Source organism: Aliiroseovarius sp. YM-037, assembly GCF_048060095.1.
In the GTDB taxonomy this organism is placed as follows: Bacteria; Pseudomonadota; Alphaproteobacteria; order Rhodobacterales; family Rhodobacteraceae; genus JBLUOA01.
This window is the reverse complement of record NZ_JBLUOA010000001.1, coordinates 736,729-755,175: the sequence shown is the minus strand read 5'-3', so window position 1 is coordinate 755,175 and position 18,447 is coordinate 736,729. Positions and strand designations below refer to the sequence as shown.

Annotated in this window: 16 protein-coding genes; 6 read left to right on the top strand and 10 right to left on the bottom strand. The window is 60.7% G+C overall.

From position 1 onward, the window contains the following. Positions 1 to 36: 36 nt before the first annotated feature. A complete protein-coding gene (locus tag ACEWPJ_RS03630) occupies positions 37 to 1,176 on the bottom strand; it encodes a hypothetical protein (protein ID WP_416510958.1) in 1,140 nt (379 codons plus the stop codon). A gap of 228 nt (positions 1,177 to 1,404) precedes the next feature. Continuing rightward, positions 1,405 to 2,481, bottom strand: coding sequence for a hypothetical protein (locus ACEWPJ_RS03625; protein ID WP_416510956.1), 1,077 nt, complete (start codon positions 2,479 to 2,481; stop codon positions 1,405 to 1,407). 176 nt (positions 2,482 to 2,657) lie between these two features. Between ACEWPJ_RS03625 and ACEWPJ_RS03620 the strand changes: the two genes are divergently transcribed. Then, positions 2,658 to 3,653: a P1 family peptidase gene (locus ACEWPJ_RS03620; RefSeq protein WP_416510954.1), complete on the top strand. Its 996-nt coding sequence runs from the start codon at positions 2,658 to 2,660 to the stop codon at positions 3,651 to 3,653. Here the strand turns inward: ACEWPJ_RS03620 and ACEWPJ_RS03615 are convergent. Next, positions 3,642 to 4,442, bottom strand: a complete 801-nt coding sequence (locus tag ACEWPJ_RS03615) for an alpha/beta hydrolase (RefSeq protein WP_416510953.1) — start codon at positions 4,440 to 4,442, stop codon at positions 3,642 to 3,644. The genes ACEWPJ_RS03620 and ACEWPJ_RS03615 overlap by 12 nt on opposite strands. Positions 4,443 to 4,528: 86 nt before the next feature. Between ACEWPJ_RS03615 and ACEWPJ_RS03610 the strand changes: the two genes are divergently transcribed. The 3 genes from ACEWPJ_RS03610 to ACEWPJ_RS03600 all read left to right on the top strand — a co-directional run bounded on the left by ACEWPJ_RS03610 (position 4,529) and on the right by ACEWPJ_RS03600 (position 8,761). Continuing rightward, positions 4,529 to 6,007, top strand: coding sequence for an NAD-dependent succinate-semialdehyde dehydrogenase (locus tag ACEWPJ_RS03610; RefSeq protein ID WP_416510952.1), 1,479 nt, complete (start codon positions 4,529 to 4,531; stop codon positions 6,005 to 6,007). Between the two features lie 142 nt (positions 6,008 to 6,149). Further along, entirely contained in the window at positions 6,150 to 6,689 is a 540-nt protein-coding gene (locus tag ACEWPJ_RS03605; protein WP_416510951.1) for an RNA polymerase sigma factor, read from the top strand. Between the two features lie 188 nt (positions 6,690 to 6,877). Continuing rightward, on the top strand, positions 6,878 to 8,761 hold the full coding sequence (locus tag ACEWPJ_RS03600; protein WP_416512997.1) for a vWA domain-containing protein: 1,884 nt from the start codon (positions 6,878 to 6,880) through the stop codon (positions 8,759 to 8,761). Positions 8,762 to 8,818: 57 nt separating this feature from the next. Here the strand turns inward: ACEWPJ_RS03600 and ACEWPJ_RS03595 are convergent, their stop codons facing one another. The 6 genes from ACEWPJ_RS03595 to ACEWPJ_RS03570 all read right to left on the bottom strand — a co-directional run bounded on the left by ACEWPJ_RS03595 (position 8,819) and on the right by ACEWPJ_RS03570 (position 15,219). After that, complete coding sequence (locus ACEWPJ_RS03595) at positions 8,819 to 9,574, bottom strand: glutamine amidotransferase (RefSeq protein ID WP_416510950.1); 756 nt, start codon at positions 9,572 to 9,574, stop codon at positions 8,819 to 8,821. Positions 9,575 to 9,684: 110 nt separating this feature from the next. Beyond that, on the bottom strand, positions 9,685 to 10,149 hold the full coding sequence (locus tag ACEWPJ_RS03590) for an Hsp20 family protein (protein ID WP_416510949.1): 465 nt from the start codon (positions 10,147 to 10,149) through the stop codon (positions 9,685 to 9,687). A gap of 140 nt (positions 10,150 to 10,289) precedes the next feature. Then, positions 10,290 to 11,105 carry a trypsin-like serine peptidase gene (locus tag ACEWPJ_RS03585; RefSeq protein WP_416510947.1) on the bottom strand — a complete coding sequence of 272 codons (816 nt, stop codon included), beginning with the start codon at positions 11,103 to 11,105 and terminating at the stop codon, positions 10,290 to 10,292. Positions 11,106 to 11,163: 58 nt separating this feature from the next. Beyond that, positions 11,164 to 12,489, bottom strand: coding sequence for a glycolate oxidase subunit GlcF (gene glcF, locus ACEWPJ_RS03580; RefSeq protein WP_416510946.1), 1,326 nt, complete (start codon positions 12,487 to 12,489; stop codon positions 11,164 to 11,166). A gap of 54 nt (positions 12,490 to 12,543) precedes the next feature. Then, the gene (locus ACEWPJ_RS03575) at positions 12,544 to 13,692 is read right to left on the bottom strand and encodes an FAD-binding protein (RefSeq protein ID WP_416510944.1); all 1,149 of its coding nucleotides are present in this window, start codon (positions 13,690 to 13,692) and stop codon (positions 12,544 to 12,546) included. A gap of 93 nt (positions 13,693 to 13,785) precedes the next feature. Further along, the gene (locus ACEWPJ_RS03570) at positions 13,786 to 15,219 is read right to left on the bottom strand and encodes an FAD-linked oxidase C-terminal domain-containing protein (RefSeq protein WP_416510942.1); all 1,434 of its coding nucleotides are present in this window, start codon (positions 15,217 to 15,219) and stop codon (positions 13,786 to 13,788) included. An 85-nt stretch (positions 15,220 to 15,304) separates the two neighbouring features. Here ACEWPJ_RS03570 and ACEWPJ_RS03565 point away from each other — a divergent pair, with 85 nt between their 5' ends. Together ACEWPJ_RS03565 and ACEWPJ_RS03560 are read left to right on the top strand one after the other, a co-directional pair. Next, positions 15,305 to 16,015: a DUF599 domain-containing protein gene (locus ACEWPJ_RS03565; protein ID WP_416510941.1), complete on the top strand. Its 711-nt coding sequence runs from the start codon at positions 15,305 to 15,307 to the stop codon at positions 16,013 to 16,015. Continuing rightward, a complete protein-coding gene (locus ACEWPJ_RS03560) occupies positions 16,012 to 16,368 on the top strand; it encodes a hypothetical protein (RefSeq protein WP_416510939.1) in 357 nt (118 codons plus the stop codon). Before ACEWPJ_RS03565 ends, ACEWPJ_RS03560 begins: the two co-directional genes overlap by 4 nt. Positions 16,369 to 16,371: 3 nt before the next feature. Here the strand turns inward: ACEWPJ_RS03560 and ACEWPJ_RS03555 are convergent, their stop codons facing one another. Beyond that, positions 16,372 to 18,447 (bottom strand): hypothetical protein, encoded by a 2,076-nt coding sequence (locus ACEWPJ_RS03555; protein ID WP_416510938.1) that lies wholly within the window; start codon positions 18,445 to 18,447, stop codon positions 16,372 to 16,374.

Below are 18,447 nucleotides of genomic sequence, written 5' to 3'. Positions count from 1 at the left end.
TACTCTCGCCGAAGGTATGGCCGCGCATGCGGGCATTCATCGGTAACTCACCACGCGTCCCTGCGGGCTGACGACGAACTTGCGGACGTTGCGAAACCCCGGCGGCGATAGTTCGGCGAGCGCTTGGAAGGGCCGCTCCGGCAGGATCAGCGCGCGTTCGGTAGCGGTCACACCGGTTTCCGCCCCGCGTCCTGAAAACGGATCAAGCGCGTAAACTTCACGCTCTACCGTGCTGAACCAGCCGCTTTTTTCCGTCTGCACGCTTTCGCTTTCCAGTGTCTCGACGGTCCAAGCAAGCGCCCAATCCTCGCCCTGTGGCGCGCGGGCCTGCTCCAGCACCTCGCGGATCGGGCCGGATTGTTTGGTGTAGGCCGAAGAATACATCGGGCCGAGGTAGATGCGCCGCAACCGTTTGGGGTGCAGATCGTCGAAATCGGTGTCAAACCCCTTGGCGATGGTCAGCAGCTTCAGCCCGCCGACGCTTTGCGCCATCAGCCGCGCCTGCGCTTCGGGCCAGCGGCTAGTGTCCTTTGGCAAGGCGGTGCGGCCGGTATCTTCCACATCCATCAGGTAGACGACGGGCAGATTTGCCTCGCTGTCATAAACCGCCCAGTGGACAAGGAACGTGCGCCGTCCGGCCTCGGTATCGGTGCCCTGCCAGATCGCCTCCGGATCATTGCGAACCCAGAACAGCGCCCGGTCACGCAGGTGTTCGTAGTAAAGCCGCTGGGACAGCGCGTATTGCAGCGTTGTCGGAATCTCCAGATTGCCGACGATCTTGCGCACCATCTCGTCTTTCAGCTCGTCAACGTTTGGCATACCACGCAGGTGGCGTTCCGCCTGCTGCGCATCACTCGCCATGTTGAGGATTTCGTGGAAGACCGGAAACCCGCTTTCGGTCTGGTCAATGGACAAAGCACCGAACACCTGATCAGTGTCGCGCCCGGTCATCAGATACTTGTTGCCCAGCGCCCGAAACGTCGCCGCGATGCCCTGAAGATAGGCGGCGAGGATCTGGACGTCGGTTTTCGACAGGCTGCGTTCAGCCTCCATCACCGCCGCGACCCGCGCCAGATGTTCGGTGATCGTGTCGAACTTGGCGAAGTATCGACGGGCCGCGAAGGTATCCGTCAGGCCGACGTGATCTTGGGTGAGGTCGAGTTCATCTGAAGTCACGACCGCCGTCCCTTCCTCGACGTTTGTCGTCTGGCAACGTAGCGATCGTCCGAGCTTTGAGGTGCGCCCAAACAAACCCCAGACCGCCCGCAATCGCGATACAGAATAAGCCACGGTTTCCCGATTGAGTGGCCACATACACCGCAGTTACCGCCGCGCCACCGCTCGCACCCATCACACCAACCAATAGCCAGAATTTGATTGCGCTGCCCGTGCCACGCCTTTGCATCAAGCCCCATACAGGTTCTTGTCGTGCTTCTCGACGATCTCCTGAAAGCGTCGTGCGAAGCGTTCGTCAGACTTCGCCTTCTGCTCCAGCACTTTGCGGGCAAAAACCATGTGATCCTCGTGCGCTTCCATCATTTCGGCCATCCGGGTGTTGGTGGCTGATCCGATGGCGGCCATCGCGGTTTGCGCTTCCTGATCGGTCTGCACGCCGATTTCATTGATCCGGTGGGCCACGTCCTGCTGCTGCGCCGTTTTCAGCGATTTGGTCAGCGCGTCGTAAAGGACCACGCGCTGTTTCGTGTCCGTTTGCAGCTTGTTAATCAGAACCATCTGCGTCGCCGCCTGGTTTTGTAGCGAATCCACCCAGGTCTTGCCCTTTTCGATGTAGCGTTCGAGCGTTTGCGATTTGGCGAGCTTCACCTGTTCCTGCTGCACCATATCGTTGTATTTGGTGTTGAGCGCGGCAAGTTCGGTTTCCAGCTTGGTGCGGGCGGCGGCGTCTTGTTCGACGCTGATCTTGTTCTCAAGCTCGATGATCTTCGGGTCCATCCCAGCGATCTCGGCCTTGAGGGATTCAAGCTCCCCCACCGTCATTTCGCGTTCATCCAGCGTCTCGGTCAGGTTCGCTTCGACCTTGCCCTTCTGTTCGTTCAGCAGCGCAAGCTGCCCTTCAAGCAGTTGCACGATAATGTCGGATTTGCTGATCAGATCCTGCAGCTTGTCATCGACCGAAGCAGAGCGCATCCGTTCCTGCCGCATGGATTCGGATTTGGCCTTGGAGAAGATGCCGATAAAGCTCTCCATCCCGGTTTTATTGCGCATTTCATCGAAATCGCGCGAAAACCCGGCGGTTACGTCATCAAGCCCCATAATCAATTCGGCAATGTTCGCGTTCATCGCCTCCGAATGGGCGTGAACGTCTTCGAGAGAGGCATTTTCGATGTCGATCGCAATGTCATCGCCAGATTTCATCTTCGCCCGCGCGGTTTCGATCCTGCTGGTCAGTTCGGAAATCTTCTGCTGAGCCTCCGCAACCTGCGTCTGAGATTCCTTAATTTGCGCGTCAAAATCTGCCATCGTAATCCTGTCCCTTTTTGCATGGAATAACCCATATATGGGCTTTCATAGCGGGTTTTGGAAGGATTTGTCAGCCAAAACACGCGCCAATGCGCGTTTTTCGCAAACCCATCAGGTTGCGCCCGATGGACAGAAAAACCCCTGTCTGCAAAGGTATTTCCAGCGATGGAGGCGGCATGAAACCCGGCAAACAGAATTTGATAACTGACGTTACGGGAATTTTCGTCGGAAACGCGTCTGATACGCAGATAAAGACGGGTGTGACAGTGCTGACGGCCGATGCGCCCTTTGTGGCGGGTGTTCACATCATGGGTGGTGCCCCCGGAACGCGGGAAACGCAGCTTTTGGCGCCTGATAAATTGGTGCAAGAAGTGGACGCTCTTGTGCTGTCCGGTGGGTCCGCCTTTGGGCTGGACGCGGCATCGGGTGTGGCCGATGCGTTAAGGGGCGCGGGGCGCGGATACGATGTCGGCGGTCAAAACGTGCCAATCGTGCCGGGTGCGATCCTGTTTGATCTGCTGAATGGCGGCGATAAGGGCTGGGCTGACAATCCCTATAAAGCGCTCGGCCAAAGCGCACTGTCGGATGCGGGGGCAACGTTCGGCCTCGGCTCTGTCGGGGCTGGAACGGGCGCGACCTGCGGGCGGTTGAAAGGCGGGCTTGGCTCCGCTTCGGTGGTATTAGACAGCGGGATCACCGTTGGCGCATTGGTGGCCGTGAATGCCTTGGGCGACGTCACCGTCGATGATAGGCCGAATTTCTGGGCCGCCCCGTGGGAGGCTGGCGAAGAGTTCGGCGGCCTCGGCCCCGCCACCAGCTTTGACCCGATGGCCGAACCCCGCCCCGAAGCCCGGCTGGGCGAGGCGACGACCATCGCCATCATCGCGACCGACGCCGCCCTGACCCAAGCGCAGGCGACGCGCCTCGCCACGGCGGCGCATGACGGCATGGCGAGGGCTATCGTGCCGTCCCATACGCCGCTGGATGGCGACCTTGTGTTCGCGGCGGCAACAGGCGCGATCCCCCTGCCCGATCCGGTGTTCGACGCGCTGCGCCTTGGCCATGCGGCATCCATCTGCCTCGCCCGCGCCATCGCGCGCGGCGTCTATCATGCAACCCCGACGGCGAACGATGTCTTGCCCTGTTGGAGCAGCCTTTCCTCAGGCCAGTAGCGCATTGGTCAGCGGGCTGTCCGGCTCCTCCAACCCGTCGATCACATTGAAATGGTGCAAGCCGTCCGCGATGTGCAGCTCCGCACGAGGCCAGGCCTCTGCCAACCATCGCGCCTGATCCAGAAACACCGGCCGTTCGTCCCCACCGACCCAAACGGTGACTGGAATATCGCGCGGAGTCTTTTCCAGCATCGGGCTTTCGGCCTCCGCCTCTGCCGTATCCATCTGGAAATCCTCGTTCATCGTGGTGTTCAGAAGCGGCCGCAAGTCGCAGAGAGGAGAGATCGGGACAACCCGCTGCAAGCGGTCCTCGACATCCTTCGACAACGCGACATCGCGGCACAGCATCCGCGCAACAAGATGCCCACCGGCAGAATGCCCCGCCAAAACAATCGGGCCTTCGACCAATGTCGCCGCCTTTTCGGCAGCCTGCCGAACCTCTTGCGTGATCTCGGAAATCCGCGCTTCAGGGGCGAGCGTGTAGCACGGCATCGCCACGGCCCAGCCCCGCGCCGTCGCCCCCGCCGCCAGATGCGACCAGCTTTTGTTATCAAACGCCCGCCAATAACCACCATGAACAAATACGACCAAACCCGTAGGCCGCCCGGCTGGAAGGAACAGGTCGAGCCGATTGCGCGCACCCTCCCCATAGGACAAGTTCAGCCGCGCCCGTCCAATCGCATGTTCAACCGACCGCCAATCCGCAGCCCGCTCTGCCCAGCGCGGCGGGAAGTCATCAGCACCCGCGATATATGCCCCGTTCGCATAGGCATCATCCCAATCGGTCATGCGGCCAATCCTTCATTTGTGGTATGGACAACCCTTAGGTCACATGCTTTGACAGTTCAATATGATCAAATCCCCCGGAGGCTCCGATGCTCGACCAGACGACAAACCTTTCCGATCTTTTGAAAGACACCGAATTGCTGGCGACCAAGGCCTATAAGGGTGGCGAATGGTGCGACGCGGCGGATGGCGGCACCTTTGACGTAACAAACCCGGCGCGAGGCGACGTGATTGCCAAGGTCGCAGACCTCAGCCGCGATGAATGCGCCGAAGCGATCGAAACCGCCCGCGTCGCGCAAAAGGAATGGGCCGCCAAGACCGCCAAGGAACGCGCAGGAATTTTGCGCAAGTGGTATGAGCTGATGGTCGAACACGCCGACGACCTCGGCACGATCCTGACCGCCGAAATGGGCAAACCTCATGCGGAGGCGAAGGGCGAGATCGTATATGGCGCATCCTTCGTCGAATGGTTCGCAGAAGAGGCCAAGCGCGTCTATGGCGAGACCATCCCAGGGCATCAGCCCGACAAGCGGATCACAGTCATTAAACAGCCGATTGGCGTCGTCGGATCAATCACGCCGTGGAACTTCCCGAATGCGATGATCACCCGCAAGGCCGCGCCTGCACTTGCCGCTGGCTGCGCTTTCGTTGCGCGCCCTGCTGCGGAAACGCCGCTCTCGGCCCTCGCGCTTGGCGTTCTGGCGGATCGGGCGGGCATCCCGAAGGGCGTGTTCTCCGTCATCCCATCCTCTCGTTCATCCGAGATCGGGAAAGAGTTTTGCGAAAACCCGACCGTGCGCAAACTGACCTTCACCGGTTCGACCGAGGTGGGGCGCATCCTGCTGCGTCAAGCTGCCGATCAAGTGATGAAATGTTCGATGGAACTTGGCGGCAACGCACCGTTCATCGTCTTTGACGACGCCGACCTTGATGCCGCCGTCGAAGGCGCGATGATCTGCAAGTTCCGCAACAACGGCCAAACCTGCGTTTGCGCCAACCGCATCTATGTGCAGGCGGGCGTCCACGATGCCTTCGCGGAGAAACTCGAAGCGGCGGTCAAGAAACTGAATGTCGGCGATGGTCTCAACGAAGGTGTGACGACCGGCCCCCTGATCACCGAAGACGCGGTTGAGAAGGTCGAAGAACATCTGAAAGACGCCACCTCCAAAGGTGCCAAGGTCAAAACAGGCGGCAGCCGCCACGACCTCGGCGGCACGTTCTATGAACCGACCATCGTTACCGGCGTGACCCAAGACATGCTGGTCGCCAATGATGAAACCTTCGGCCCGCTCGCCCCTCTCTTCAAGTTTGAAGATGAGGACGAGGTGATCGAAATGGCCAATGACACGATCTTTGGTCTGGCGAGCTATTTCTACGCCAAGGATCTGTCCCGCGTCTATAAAGTCGCCGAAGCGCTCGAATATGGCATGGTCGGCATCAACACTGGCATCATCTCAACCGAAGTCGCCCCGTTCGGTGGCGTCAAGCAATCCGGCCTCGGGCGGGAAGGTTCCAAGCACGGGATCGAAGAGTATCTTGAGATGAAATACCTCTGCATGTCGCTGTAAGCTTTTCATCTTGCTGTAAATACTCATTCTGAAGGCATCAATTTTTATGCCTCCGGCGGGGATATTTCGGGAAAAATGAAACGGAGGGTCTTTTTTTTCCAAGGATTGACCTTTCGCACGCGTCATACCCAATGTGATGCGCATGACCGTAAGTGACGAGAATCTGGCGGAAGCGGCGGCGGGCGGTGATCCCGAGGCGTTTTCCGTTCTGATTCTTCGCCACTATGACAGGTTGTTCGGCCTCGCCTTTCGCCTGACCGGCGCGCGGGCGGAGGCCGAAGACCTCACACAAGACATATGCGCCGCCCTACCCGCCAAGCTCGGCAGTTATCGCGGTCAGGCGCGGTTCACCACATGGCTTTACCGCGTGACCGTGAACGCCGCGCATGACAGGCGGCGGCGGCGCGCGACCCACGTGAAGGCCGCCGAAGGTTGGGGCGACTGGGAACAGAACCGCCGCGCCGCGAACGCCGAAACCGAAGCCGCCGTCGACTGGCTGACCGAGGCGATGCGCGCCCTGCCTGCCGATTTGCGTGACACCGTCGCGCTGATCCTTGGCGAAGAACTGACGCAGAAAGACGCCGCCGAGGTGTTGGGCGTGTCCGAAGGCACCGTCGCCTGGCGCATGTCCGAAGTGAAGAAACACCTGCGCGCGATACATGAAAAGGAGGCTGAGGTATGACCGACAAAGACCTCGACGCCCTCAAAGCAGCGCTGAAATCAGCGACGCCCGCGCCCGACGCGGATTTGAAAGCGCAGCACCTTGCCCGCGCCGAAGAAATCTTTGCGCGCCACCAAGAAAGCCGCGATGCCGCGCGTCTTACCTCTGATCGCCCCGAAAACACGGGGTTTATTGGAGGAGTAAGAAAGATGCTGAAATCCATGTCCACCAAAGGTGCCCTGACCGCCACGACGAGCGTTGCGGCGCTCGGCCTCGTTGCGCTTGTCATCCTGCCGAAAGGCGGAGACGTGTTTGATCTGCCTAAATCGGGGCCGGATTCGGTTGAGGAAACGACCGTTGCGGAGCCGCAGCGCACCGAAACACTCGACGATCGCAGTCAGCTGGAAGGGGATGCGACCGCTTCGCAGAATTTTGGCCTTGGCACAAACCAAGACACGGATGCCGCTGCCGGATTGCGCGGACAGGTAGCCAGCGAAAATGCCCCTGTTCCGACCGAATCTCTGGCCGAACCCGTTATGGAGCCAGCGATCACCGCCACGGACTCTGCCACTGTCGGACAACTCAGCGAACAACGTTCGCCCCAAGCGCTCACCCGTCAACGTGTCGATCAGGAAATCGTCCAGTCGGAGAGCTTTGTCCCGTCTCCCTCCCGTGACATCGTTGCCCCGACAGAGCCGAATACCGAAGCCTTCTCCAACGAAGCGCCGAATCCACTCAAGATCGCATCCGAAGAGCCCGTTTCGACCTTCTCTATCGACGTTGACACGGCGTCATACTCGGTCCTGCGGTCCTCTCTGACCAACGGCTACCTGCCCGACCCCAATTCCGTCCGGGTTGAGGAGATGGTGAACTACTTTCCCTACGCTTACCCCGCGCCCGACGGTGACCATCCGTTCAGCCAGACCGTCACCGTGACGCCGACGCCTTGGAACGATGGCACGCAGCTTGTCCATATCGGCATCCAAGGCGAACTGCCCGCGATTGACGACCGCCCGCCGCTGAACCTCGTGTTTCTGATCGACACGTCAGGCTCCATGGGGCAGCCGGACAAGCTGCCGCTGCTGATCCAGAGCTTCCGCCTGATGGTGTCCGAACTGCGGCCCGAAGATCAGGTGGCGATCGTCACCTATGCGGGCAGCGCCGGGCTGGTGCTGGAACCAACGCCCGCCAGCGAACGCGACACAATCCTTGGTGCGCTGTCGCGCCTGTCGGCTGGCGGGTCCACCGCTGGACAAGCCGGGTTGCAGCAAGCCTACTCCGTTGCCGAAAACATGGCAGAGGACGGAGAGGTCAACCGGGTCATCCTCGCGACCGACGGCGATTTCAACGTCGGCATCAGCGATCCCGAGCAGTTAAAAACCTATATCGAAAATAAGCGCGAAAGCGGCACCTACCTGTCCGTCCTGGGTTTTGGTCGTGGCAATCTCGACGATGCGACAATGCAAACGCTGGCCCAGAACGGCAACGGCACGGCGGCCTATATCGATACACTAAGCGAAGCGCAGAAGGTGCTGGTCGATCAACTCTCCGGCGCGCTGTTTCCCATTGCCAACGACGTCAAGATCCAGGTCGAATTCAACCCGGCCCAGATCGCCGAATACCGCCTGATAGGCTACGAAACCCGTGCTCTGCGGCGGGAAGACTTCAATAACGACAAGGTCGACGCGGGCGAGATCGGCGCGGGCCACAGCGTCACCGCGATCTACGAAATCACCCCTGTCGGTTCTGACGCCGTTCTGACCGATACGTTGCGCTACGCCGAGGCTCCCGCGAGCGATGGGTCCGACGAACTCGGCTTCCTCAAGCTGCGCTACAAAACGCCGGGCGAGGATACGAGCCAGTTGATCGAAACGCCGATCATCGCCGGGATGGGCCAAGCGAACGAAGATACGCGCTTTGCCACTGCGATAGCCGGGTTTGGTCAATTGCTACGCGGCACCGACTACCTTGGCGACTGGTCCTACCAAGACGCGATCACCCTCGCCAACAGTGCGAAAGGCGATGACCCTTATGGTTACCGGGCCGAGGCCGTGACTCTCATGCGGCTGGCGGACTCTCTCTCGGACAACTAAGCCCGCTTCATCTTTCTGACAATATCCCCGCCGGAGGCTCCCTTCCGGCGGGCTTTCCTATCCGCCCGAATACCGCGCGACGAAGTTCGCCAAGATCTGCTCCGGCACATCGACCGTCACGCTTCGACACATCTCAATCAAACGATCCGCGTCCTCGGGCGGGAAATAGCCCTTGTCCTTGTAGATGCGAATCCGAACCTCAAACCCTGCTGCGTCGGCCTCAGGGTGGAACTGCGTTGCATAGACGTTCTGGCCATGGCGGATCATCTGATAGGGGCAGGTCGGCGACGCGATCAGGTGGTCCACCCCCTCCGGCAGATCTTGCACCGCTTCCTTGTGACCGACGAATGCCTTGAACTGCTCTGGCAAACCCGCAAGCAGTGGATCAACCCGCCCGGCGTCGGTTAGGGCGCAGTCAGCGGTTCCGACGGGTTCGCTATACCGTTCTTTCGTGACGGGAGCGCCAAGATGGTGACCAAGAATACCGATCCCGTAGCAACAGCCCATAAATGGCAGATCGCGGGCGGTGATCTCTGGCATCAGCCCCATAACACCTTGTTCAATCTGACGATCCAGATTGCTTTTCGCACTGTCGGAGTCACTCACACAGCCGGGGCCGCCTCCGACAATCACACCGGCGTAGTCCAACAGATCAAGGTCATCCGTCACCGGTTCCTGATCCAGCCTTATGCGGTGAGTCTGCTCCGCGCTCAGGCCACCTTTTCGCAGGATGGCCGCATATTCATCGTCAGACGCTTCGGTTTCCGGGCGCAACTGCAGGATCAGAAAGGGTTTCGTCACTGGGCCAACCATTGATTAAATCCGCGCGACAGTGCCGCAAAACCCAACAGGGCGTCAATTGCGTGGCACATAAAAAAGGCGCACCGAAGCGCGCCTTTCATCTTCTTATAATCGATCCAGCCTTAGCTGTTCGATTCAATCGCCTTGGCTTCGACGGGTTCGCTTTTCGCGATCTCGATCCGGCGCGGCTTCAGCGCTTCGGGCACTTCGCGCACGAGGTCGATATGCAGCATACCGTCGGCATGGCTTGCACCCGTTACGCGCACGTGGTCGGCAAGGTGGAAGCGTCGTTCAAACGCGCGGGTCGCGATGCCACGGTGCAGGTAAGTGCGATCTTCGGCGTCGGTGTCTTCCTTGCGGGCGGACACGATCAATGCGCTATCACGAACTTCGACCGACAGATCATCGTCAGAGAAACCAGCCACCGCAATCGATATGCGGTAAGCGTCGTCAGCGGTTTTCTCAATGTTATAAGGGGGGTAGGTCGTCTGGCTGACATCGTTCGTCAACACACGATCCATCAGGTCTGCCATTTGGTCGAAACCGACAGATGCACGGTAAAGCGGTGCGAAATCAAAAGCTCTCATGGGTCATCCTCCTTTGAGCGACAACAGGTTTGCCTTCCATCATGGACAGGCGTTTCTTGCAGAACCGGACCCATATCTGGCATCCGGATACAAAAAAGATAGGAGGGGATTTCAGGCTTTCAAGGCCAATTTTTATACGTTCAAGGGCGCAGGAATTTGGCCCCTGTGCCGCTTCGCGTAGTGCCGTGGCTTAGGCGTTGAACAACGGGCGCACGGGCCTGTGGCATCGTCGGCAACGCGGCGAGTTCCTGCATCAAAACTTCTAGCGGGCCTTCAAGCGCCGTGCCCAGCGCAACCCGGCGTTCGCCCAACTCTGCTTTGGCCGAAACGATGGACACGATCCGCGCGACACCATCTTCGACGACAAAAACCGGCGCGCCGGACGATCCAAAATCAACGTCGCAGGACAGAACCAATGTTCCGATCTGCCGCGCCAGCACATGGCAGGTTTCCTGCAAGGCTGGCGTGTTCGACCGATCGTGCGCATAGCTGACAACGCCAACTTCGGCGCCCTTCGCGGGCCGCGTATCGGTTTCAAATGGCTGAATCGATCCGTTTTGAATCGGCTGTTCCAGCCGCAGCAACGCAAGGTCATTGCGCACCTGCGGGCGGCCTTCCGGCTCAAACACATAGGCCGGATGGGCAACCGCGTTGCGTACCCAGCGATAGGCAGAGGCACGGCCATTGCGCAAACCGGCGAGAAATTCGATTTTTGTCGGATCAACAAGCTGCCGCGTGTCCTTGTCATAAAGGCAATGCGCCGCCGTCAGAACCAGATCAGGCGCGATCAGCGCCCCGGTGCACATGCCGCGCCCAGCGATATTCAAGCGGCCCACGGCCTCCCACCCTCGGCTATCATCACCGGTGACAAGTTGACGAAGCGGGGTCATCTCATCCGCCGCAGACGGCAAAGCAAGCCCCAGCGACAGAATAATAAATAAGGCAATCGCGCGCATGAATCCTCCGAAACCTTTTCTATCGGTAGCCGAGAGATGCGGCAAGATTAAGGCTAACTTAACGTAGGATCGGTACCTCTGGTGGCCTGTCTGCACCGGTTTGTGACAGCGCTGGCGGTTTTGGCCCGCCCGTCGCCCAATCCAGCAATTCGACCGTATGCACAATCGGTACTCCGGTCCCCGACCCGATCTGCATCATGCACCCGATATTGCCCGCCGCGATGATGTCGGGCGATTTCGCCTCCAACATCTTGATTTTACGAGCTTTCAACTTTTGCGAAATCTCAGGTTGCATCAGGTTGTAGGTGCCGGCCGAGCCGCAGCACAGATGGCTGTCAGCAGGCTCCACCACCTCATATCCGGCCCGCTTTAGCAGCGTCTTCGGGTGCGATTTGATCTGCTGGCCATGTTGCAGCGAACAGGCGGCGTGATAGGCGACGCGCGCGCCCTGATCCGCGCTCTCCGGCAGATCAAGCTCCATCAACAATTCGGACACATCCATCGCCAATTCCGACACCACCGCCGCATCCGCCGCGAGCGGGTCATTGCGGAACATATGGCCGTAATCCTTTACCGTCGTGCCGCAACCGCTCGTGTTGATGACAATCGCATCCAGCCCGTCGCTCCGCTTTTCGGCCATCCACGCATGGATGTTCTTGGCCGCCGCTGCGTGGCTTTCGCTTTCCTTGCCCATGTGGTGAACCAGTGCGCCGCAACACCCCATGCCTTTGGCAATCACAACCTCGCAGCCAAACCGCCGCAGCAGTCGGATCGTCGCGTCGTTAATATCCGTATTCAGCGCCTTCTGCGCACACCCCGTCATCAGTGCGACACGCTTCTTGCGCGCGCCCTCCGCCGGAAACACCTGCGGATCGTCGTTGCGACTAACGGGTGGGATTTTCTTCGGCGCCATCTCAAGCATCGCGCGCAGGCGGGCATCTGGCATCAGTCGCGCAAACGGTCGGCCAATCTTCGCCCCGACCAGCGCCAACCGAAATCTCATCGGATAGGGCAATATTCGCGCCAGCACCCACCGCAGCGCCCGGTCGCTGAAAGGCCGCTTATACGTCCGCTCAATATATGCGCGCGCCTCGTCTACCAGATGCATGTAGTGCACACCCGACGGACAGGTCGTCATGCAGGCAAGGCAGCTAAGACAGCGGTCAATGTGCTTGACCGTTTTCGCATCTGCCGGGCGGCCCTTCTCCAGCATATCCTTAATCAGATAAATGCGCCCGCGCGGGGAGTCGAGTTCATCCCCCAGCACCTGATAAGTCGGGCAGGTCGCGGTGCAAAACCCACAATGAACGCAGCTCCGCAGAATTTCGTTTGCGCGGTTCAGGCCGGGGTCTTTCAACTGCTCTTCGGTGAAGTGAGTTTGCATGTCAGCGCCCCAGATTGTTTTCTATGGGGCCTGTCGGTGCCCGGTCAAAACCACTCATGCCGAAACCCCTTCGACCGGGGCCATCAGGCCGGGGTTCAGTATCCCCCGCGGGTCGAACTTCGCCCGCAGGCCCGCGCTGATCTTCGCAAGCGGTGCGGCCTCCGGCTGAAATGCGCCAAGCTTTGTTCGCATCTCATCATCCGCCCGGATCAAAGTCGCGTGACCCGGAACCCCGCGAAGCTTTGCGCGAATGTCGGTTCCTGCCGCAACCTCCGCCCATATCAGCCCGCCGCCCCAATCCATCACGATTCCGGCGTCGGGCAGGCGCGACACAACCTCCGACCCGTCCGAGGGTTTCACCGATATGCGCCAAACATCGCCCTGCCCCAAGTGAAACGCCTCAACATCACCAACCCAGCGCCAAAGCGCCTCAACCCGCCCTGTATCGAGGTCAAGCTCGGTATCGCCAAACCCCGTCAGCGATTCCCGCAGCTTACCACCACGATAAGCAACCGAATCCGCAAACCCCTCAAGCCGGATCAGCGTCACCGCCTCCCCATCAGGCCCGGCGGGGGCATGGGCCGCGCCCGACACCTCATAGGGTGAGCCGAGCGCCCGCGACAGCGCGGCAACCGCCTCCGCCACGGTCAATCCGGCCAGTTTCAGACATCCCGCAACCTCGACCTTCGGCAACACCTTGAACGACACCTCGCTCAACGCGCCGAGCGTGCCGTATGAACCGCAAAGCAGCTTCACCAGATCGTAGCCCGTGACGTTCTTCATCACCCGGCCACCGTTCTTGATGACCGTGCCGCTACCATCGACAAACCGCACCCCCAACAAGAAGTCCCGGCACGCGCCGACCTGCACCCGGCGCGGCCCCGATATATTCGCGGCGACGACACCGCCAATCGTCGGCTCACCGGTAGTCCCGAGCAATCCACGATGGTCCATCGGCTCAAACGCCAGCCGTTGGCCTTCCGCCGCCAACGCCGCCTGAACCTCAGCAAGCGACGTGCCCGCCTGCGCCACCATCGTCAGTGCACCCGGCTCATAAAGCGTGATGCCGGACAACCCGGACAACTCCAAAACCTCCCCCGAAACCGGGTTTCCGATCGGGCGCGTGCCGCCACCCTGCAAGCGCAGGGGGCCATTCGCACTCCGCACAGCTTCGGCCAGTTCCGTTTCACTCTCCGGTCGCATATGACCCTCGTTTCATCTTTCTGAAAATATCCTCGGGGGTGAATTGCCGCCTGTGGCAAGAGGGGGCAGAAGGCCCCCTGACCCACTCCGCCTTCACGCGACCCGCCGTCCTTCTGATGCCTTCAACGGAAACACCTTTGCCGGGTTCAGCAACCAGCCCGGATCGAAAACGTCTTTCACCTTGAGTTGCAACTCAATGTCATCCGCGCTGAACTGGTCATACATCAGATCGCGCTTTTCGACGCCGACGCCGTGTTCTCCGGTCAGACAGCCCCCCGCCTCGACGCACAAACGCAGAATGTCCGCGCCCATCGACTCACAGGTTTCCAGATCGCCGGGTTTGTTGGCATCATAAAGGATCAGCGGGTGCATGTTGCCGTCGCCCGCGTGGAACACGTTTCCAACCCGCAGACCGTATTGCTTGGAAAGCTCTCCGATCCGGCGCAAGACGTAAGGCAGGTTCGACACCGGGATCGTCCCGTCGAGGCACATATAATCCGACACCCGCCCAATCGCGCTGAATGCGGCCTTGCGACCGGCCCAGATGCGGGCAGCCTCGTCCGGGCTTTCGGCTTCGCGCAGTTCTACCGGGTTGTGGCGTTTTGCGATTGCCTTGATCTTTTCCAGTTGAAAATCAATCTCTTCCGGGCTGCCTTCGACCTCGACGATCAGCAGCGCCTCGCAATCCGGGTATCCGGCCCCGGCGAACTCCTCGCACACGCCAATCAGCATCCGGTCCATGAATTCGATGGCGACCGGCAGAACACCGGCCTTAATGATGTCGCTAACGCAGGCGCCCGCAACTTCGTTGCTGTCAAAGCCCATCAGAACGGGCCGCGCGCCTTCGGGTTTGGACAGGATGCGCAGCGTCGCCTCTGTCACGACGCCAAGCTGCCCTTCAGAGCCACAGATCAGGCCAAGTATATCAAGCCCGCCGGCGTCCAGATGCCCGCCGCCAATCTCAACCACTTCACCATCCATCATCACCATCGTGACACCCAGCAGGTTGTTGGTCGTCACGCCGTATTTCAGACAATGCGCACCGCCGGAGTTCATTGCGATATTCCCGGCAATCGCGCAGGCAAGCTGGCTTGACGGATCGGGGGCGTAGAAGAACCCGTCCTCCTCCACCGCGCCGGTGACGCTAAGGTTCGTGCGCCCGCTTTGCACCCGGATGATCCGGTTTGGATAGTCGGTTTCCAGAACCTCGTTCAGCCGCGCAACGCCAAGGATCACACAATCCTCGGTCGGCAGCGCCCCACCGGCAAGCGATGTGCCAGACCCGCGCGGCACGACCGGCACGCCTTCTTGCGAACACAGTTTCAGAACGGCGGAGACTTCTTCAGTATCCGCAGGCAGAACGGCACAAAGCGGCGGGCATTTATAGGCGGTCAGGGCATCGCATTCGTAAACGCGCACCTCTTCTTCCGCATCGATCACCGCGTCAGCAGGCAGAACAGAGCGCAACTTCGCCACGATCTGCGCCTTGCGGGACAGGATCGATTGGTCGGGGGCTGGCATCTCCATCGGCGCTCTCCTGTTATAATTGGTAAACTAATATAACCAATTTTTCCATCTGGCAAGTAAAATCCCAACTGGATAAGGTCGCCGCATGGAAATCCTCGACCGATTACAGCATTTCGGCTTCACCGACGCAGCGGCGCTTGCGATCCTTGTCGTGGGCTGGGCCGTGATCGGCTGGATCATCGAAAATCCGAGCGCGCACAAACCCTCTGTCACCGCGCTGATGGCCCGTTATCGGCGGGAGTGGTTTGTGCAGTTCGTCACCCGCGATCCCCGCATTTTTGACAGCAATATCCTTGCTACGATGCGCGAAGGCACAACCTTTTTCGCCTCGGCCTGCATGATCTCAATCGGTGGTGGTCTGGCGCTGCTGGGCAATACCGAACGCCTGCTGGGGGTCGCGCGCGATCTGACGTTAGAAACCGGCCCGGCGGTTGTTTGGGAAATCAAGCTGATCGTCATACTGCTGTTCGTCGCAAACGCCTTCCTCAAATTCGTCTGGGCGCACCGGTTGTTCGGCTATTGCGCTGTGGTTATGGCCTCTGTTCCCAACGATGTCGCCCATCCCGGCGCGCAATCCCGTGCCCAGCAAGCGGCAGAGTTGAACATCACCGCCTCCCGCAGCTTCACGCGCGGAATGCGGTCGATCTACTTCGCCCTCGCCGCACTCGCATGGCTTCTGGGGGCCGCGCCGCTTGTTGGGGCGGTATTGCTGACCCTCGTCGTTATCTGGCGGCGGGAATTTGCGTCGCAATCCCGCACCGTCCTGCTCACCCCGTCACAGGAGCCTTTGACATGATCACCCGTCTTTCTGCCGTTTTCACGGTGCTCGCCACCACGACCCTTGCCGACGCCCCGGTTGTTGAACGGGTTGAGGCCAACCGCTCCGGCGACGAATGGCGGTTCAACGTGACCCTCAGCCATGCCGATACCGGATGGGACGACTACGCCGATGGCTGGCGGGTTGAGGCGGAAGACGGCACAGATCTTGGCACCCGCGTCCTTCATCATCCGCACGTTGAGGAACAACCCTTCACCCGCTCACTCAGTGGTGTCACGATCCCCGAGGGCACCGAAACCGTCTATATCCGCGCCCGGACCAAACCCGAGGGTTGGGCAGAGGATCGAACGGAGTTTACTCTGCCCGAATAGCTGTCAGCTTCGCCCTTCGCGCAGCCACGCAAGGACGGACAGGCCCGCGGCCAGCAGCACGTAGACCCACGCAGGCAGGAAGGGGCGGATCGACACATCGGTCGTCACATATGCCTGCCGGGGCAATAGTCCGATCCAGCCGCGCCCGGCGGCAGGGCGTCCGGCGCGCACGTCGCGCAGGTTAGGCACGCCGTCTTCGATGGGCACCACGCCACCGCGCCCGGCTTCGACTGCGGGGCCGATAAGATTGCCTGTGGCAATGGTGTTGATAAACTCTCGGGGTGATGAGGGGCCGAGCGCGACGACCGCTTCTTCCGCCCCATCGCTAAGGCGATATAGCCCGATATCCGGCCCGGCGAGCGTCGCCTCATACCGGCCCGGCGCGACCTGCTCCATCGGCACGGTCAGCACCTCGCCGCTGGGCGTCGTCACTTCGACATCCGCGACCTCTTCGCCAAGGGTGCGGCGGATGATCGTCATCGTCTGGCCACGCGCTTCGGCCCACAGCGCTTCTTCCTCAAGCTCCGGTTCTTTCATCATCCAGTGCGCGAGCCGCCGCAGCAATTCAAGCTGCGGCCCGCCCCCTTCAAACCCCCTCGTCCAAAGCCAGCTGTGGTCAGAGCCAAGCAGCGCGATCCGCCCCTCGCCGACCCGATCCAGCACAAGCAGCGGCAGATCGTCGATGCCCGTCATCACGACCTGCCCACGTTCTGCTGCGCGCAGCTCTGCCATGCGGAACCAGCGGCCCCAGCCGGGCGCGCCGTCTTCCTCCTCGGCCACAGGCGCGAATTCCTCGAGCCCTTCTGTTACCGGATGCCGATTGCCGACCTCGGACAGCCGCGGCTTGAACGGGCTTTCGATCACCCGCGCCGTGGGTCGCGCGGGCAAAATCTCGGCCAATGCCGAGTGGGCGAGGCTGTCGGCAGAGGCGAAATCCGGCCCCGTCGCCAGCAAGACTGCACCACCCCCGTCAACGTAATCGCGCACGTTTTCAAGGTAGATGCCCGGCAGAAGGCCGCGCAGCTTGTAGCGGTCAAAGATAATCAGATCGAATTCATCGATCTTGTCCAAGAACAGCTCTCGCGTCGGGAAGGCGATCAGGGACAATTCGTTGACCGGCACACCATCGTTCTTTTCCGGCGGGCGCAGGATGGTGAAATGCACAAGGTCAACCGCGCTGTCGGATTTCAGCAGATTGCGCCACGTGCGTTCACCGGGATGCGGCTCCCCTGACACGAGCAGCACGCGCAGCCGGTCGCGGACGCCGTTGATTTGCACCACGGCGGCATTGTTGCGGTCGGTCAGCTCTCCGTCCATCTCGGCGGTCGTGAACTGCAGCGTGTTCATCCCGCCATGCGGCAGGGTCAGGGGCAATTCCATCGGCTGCCCGACCGGCACATTCACCGTCTGCGGCGGTGCCCCGTCGACAGAGATTTGCATCGCCGCAACTGCGTTATCCTCGGGCGCAGCGCCCAGATCGTCGATCCGAACCGTCAGTGTCACGGGTTCCCCGATAATTGCGAAGGCGGGGGCATTTTCGACCACCAGCCGACGATCCCAGTCCTGCGCCCGTCCGGTCAGCAGGGTATGCAACGGCGCGGGCAGGTTCGGCGCGAATTCCGCGTCGTGGATCTGTCCGTCACTCAGGACAATGACACCCGCCAACCGATCCCGCGGAATATCCGCAAGCGCGGCGGATAGCGCGCCCATCAGTAGCGTGCCGCGATCATCCGCAGCATCGCGCACCGTCACGACACGCGCCTCGGTATTCGATCGCGCGTCGATATTGGCCTGCATCGCGGCCAGCGCCTCTTCGGTCTGCACTTCGCGTCCACCGATCTGCTGGCTCGCGGTTTCATCGACGACAAGCAGCACGATATCGGTGAGGGGGTCGCGCTCTTCCTGCTGGATCGACGGGTTGAACAACGCACCGAGCAGGACAACCGCCGCCGCACCCCTGATCCACCAGCCGGTCAACCCGCGCCACGCGCCGTAGCAGACGATGGCGAGCGCTAGGGCGCACAGCACATACAGCACGGACAGCGGCAGAAGCGGGTCAAGTAGGACTTGGCTTGCCAT

Excerpts from the sequence above, each read along its gene's own strand:
- ACEWPJ_RS03560 (WP_416510939.1), top strand. The coding sequence starts at position 16,012 with ATGATCACCCGTCTTTCTGCCGTTTTCACGGTGCTCGCCACCACGACC.
- ACEWPJ_RS03615 (WP_416510953.1), bottom strand. The coding sequence starts at position 4,442 with ATGACCGATTGGGATGATGCCTATGCGAACGGGGCATATATCGCGGGT.
- ACEWPJ_RS03555 (WP_416510938.1), bottom strand. The coding sequence starts at position 18,447 with ATGGCAAGCCAAGTCCTACTTGACCCGCTTCTGCCGCTGTCCGTGCTG.
- ACEWPJ_RS03620 (WP_416510954.1), top strand. The coding sequence starts at position 2,658 with ATGAAACCCGGCAAACAGAATTTGATAACTGACGTTACGGGAATTTTC.
- ACEWPJ_RS03570 (WP_416510942.1), bottom strand. The coding sequence starts at position 15,219 with ATGGAGATGCCAGCCCCCGACCAATCGATCCTGTCCCGCAAGGCGCAG.
- ACEWPJ_RS03595 (WP_416510950.1), bottom strand. The coding sequence starts at position 9,574 with ATGGTTGGCCCAGTGACGAAACCCTTTCTGATCCTGCAGTTGCGCCCG.
- ACEWPJ_RS03600 (WP_416512997.1), top strand. The coding sequence starts at position 6,878 with ATGCTGAAATCCATGTCCACCAAAGGTGCCCTGACCGCCACGACGAGC.
- ACEWPJ_RS03605 (WP_416510951.1), top strand. The coding sequence starts at position 6,150 with ATGACCGTAAGTGACGAGAATCTGGCGGAAGCGGCGGCGGGCGGTGAT.
- ACEWPJ_RS03610 (WP_416510952.1), top strand. The coding sequence starts at position 4,529 with ATGCTCGACCAGACGACAAACCTTTCCGATCTTTTGAAAGACACCGAA.
- ACEWPJ_RS03590 (WP_416510949.1), bottom strand. The coding sequence starts at position 10,149 with ATGAGAGCTTTTGATTTCGCACCGCTTTACCGTGCATCTGTCGGTTTC.
- ACEWPJ_RS03575 (WP_416510944.1), bottom strand. The coding sequence starts at position 13,692 with ATGCGACCGGAGAGTGAAACGGAACTGGCCGAAGCTGTGCGGAGTGCG.
- ACEWPJ_RS03565 (WP_416510941.1), top strand. The coding sequence starts at position 15,305 with ATGGAAATCCTCGACCGATTACAGCATTTCGGCTTCACCGACGCAGCG.
- glcF (WP_416510946.1), bottom strand. The coding sequence starts at position 12,489 with ATGCAAACTCACTTCACCGAAGAGCAGTTGAAAGACCCCGGCCTGAAC.
- ACEWPJ_RS03585 (WP_416510947.1), bottom strand. The coding sequence starts at position 11,105 with ATGCGCGCGATTGCCTTATTTATTATTCTGTCGCTGGGGCTTGCTTTG.
- ACEWPJ_RS03625 (WP_416510956.1), bottom strand. The coding sequence starts at position 2,481 with ATGGCAGATTTTGACGCGCAAATTAAGGAATCTCAGACGCAGGTTGCG.